2 protein-coding genes are annotated in these 1,666 nt (G+C 65.1%); both read right to left on the reverse strand.

Annotation, left to right across the window (positions count from 1 at the left end; translation table 11 throughout):
* A partial coding sequence (locus ACXJKR_RS31740) for a S1 RNA-binding domain-containing protein (RefSeq protein WP_457326240.1) occupies positions 1-497 on the reverse strand: 497 nt, incomplete at its 3' end.
* Positions 498-666: 169 nt separating this feature from the next.
* Positions 667-1,666, reverse strand: a 1,000-nt coding sequence (gene cmk, locus ACXJKR_RS31745) for a (d)CMP kinase (protein ID WP_457326241.1), incomplete at its 5' end; no start/stop codon positions are given.

Below are 1,666 nucleotides of genomic sequence, written 5' to 3' on the forward strand. Positions count from 1 at the left end.
ACCTTGAATTCCATGGTCTTGCCCTCGAACGGGCTCATGTCCTTCACCGGGCGGGTGTCCAGCAGCGAGCCGGGCAGGAAGGCGCGGATGCCGTTGACCAGGACGGTCAGGCCGCCCTTGACCTTGCCGGAGACGGTGCCGGTCACGAAGTCGCCGGACTCCAGGGCCGTTTCCAGGCTCAGCCACGAGGCCAGGCGCTTGGCCTTGTCGCGCGACAGGATGGTGTCGCCGTAGCCGTTTTCGATGGCGTCRATGGCGACGGAGACGAAGTCGCCGACCTGGACTTCCAGTTCGCCCTGGTCGTTCTTGAACTCTTCGATGGGCACGTAGGCTTCGGACTTGAGGCCTGCGTTGACGACGACGAAGTTGTGTTCGACACGAACGACTTCGGCCGAGATCACTTCGCCAGCGCGCATGTCGGAGCGCTGCAGCGACTCCTCGAACATGGCGGCAAAGGATTCCATGCCGGAGGCTTGGGCGGTTTGGGTTTGGGACATGTGATGGATCCTGATGCGCCGGGGAACCCCGGACGCGGCGTGCAGACAAGCTGCGGGTTAAGTTGTTGACATCGCGACCCTCAGTGAACTGACGTTCGGAGGGAAGGGCCGCGGGCCGTGGCGTCTCAAGCCTGGACCTTCTCTGGCACCTCGTGCGTAACKAGGCGCGTCAAAAAGGCCTGCGCTGTTGCCACCAATCCAGCACCTGATCCACCGAGGCTTCGATGGTCAGCGCCGAGTTGTCGAGCAGCTGCGCGTCCTGCGCGGGTTCCAGTGGCGAGGCTGAGCGGTTCTTGTCCCGTTCGTCCCGCGCCTCCAGATCTTCGCGCAAGCTGTCAATATTAGCCGAAATTCCTTTGGAAATCAACTGCTTATGCCTGCGCTCAGCGCGCGTCGCGGCGCTGGCGGTGAGGAATACCTTGAGGGAGGCGTCAGGGAAGATGGCTGTGCCCATGTCGCGGCCGTCGGCGACGAGACCAGGCAGGCGGCGGAAGTCGAGTTGCAACTGATGCAGGGCCTTGCGCACCTGAGGATGGACGGCGACCTGTGAGGCCAGCAGGCCGGTCGCTTCGGCTCGCAGCCGGGCACTGACGTCTTCCTGGCCCAGGAAGACATGGCCATCGCCGAACCGCAGTTGCAGCGTCGGCACGATGGCGGCGACGGCGTCGCCGTCATCCAGGTTCAAGCCGGCGCGGCGCGCGGCCAAGCCCGCGACGCGGTAGAGCGCACCGGAATCAAGCACGCCAAAGCCGAGCGCCTTGCCCACCTCATCGGCCAGCGTGCCCTTGCCGGAGGCGGTCGGGCCGTCGATGGTGACGACCGGAATGTCGGCAGCGTTGGCCACCACGACGCCAAAAAGCGTCTCGAAGTAGYCCGGGAAGGTCTTGGCGACGCAGTGCGGTTCGAGGATGCGCACCGGCACGGCCTGCGCGCTGACAAGGCCGTTGAAGGCGGCCAGCGAGAAACACATGGCGACGCGGTGATCGTCGTAGGTGTGGATGGCCGCGGCCTTCCAGTCCTGCAGCGGTTCAACCCGGATCCAGTCCGGCCCTTCGTCGACCGTGGCACCCAGCTTGCGCAGCTCGGCGGCCATGGCAGCAATGCGATCGGTCTCCTTGACGCGCCAGCTGGCGATATTGGTCAGCGTGGTCGGGCCGTCGGCATAAAGC

The organism is Roseateles sp. P5_E11, from assembly GCF_054049355.1.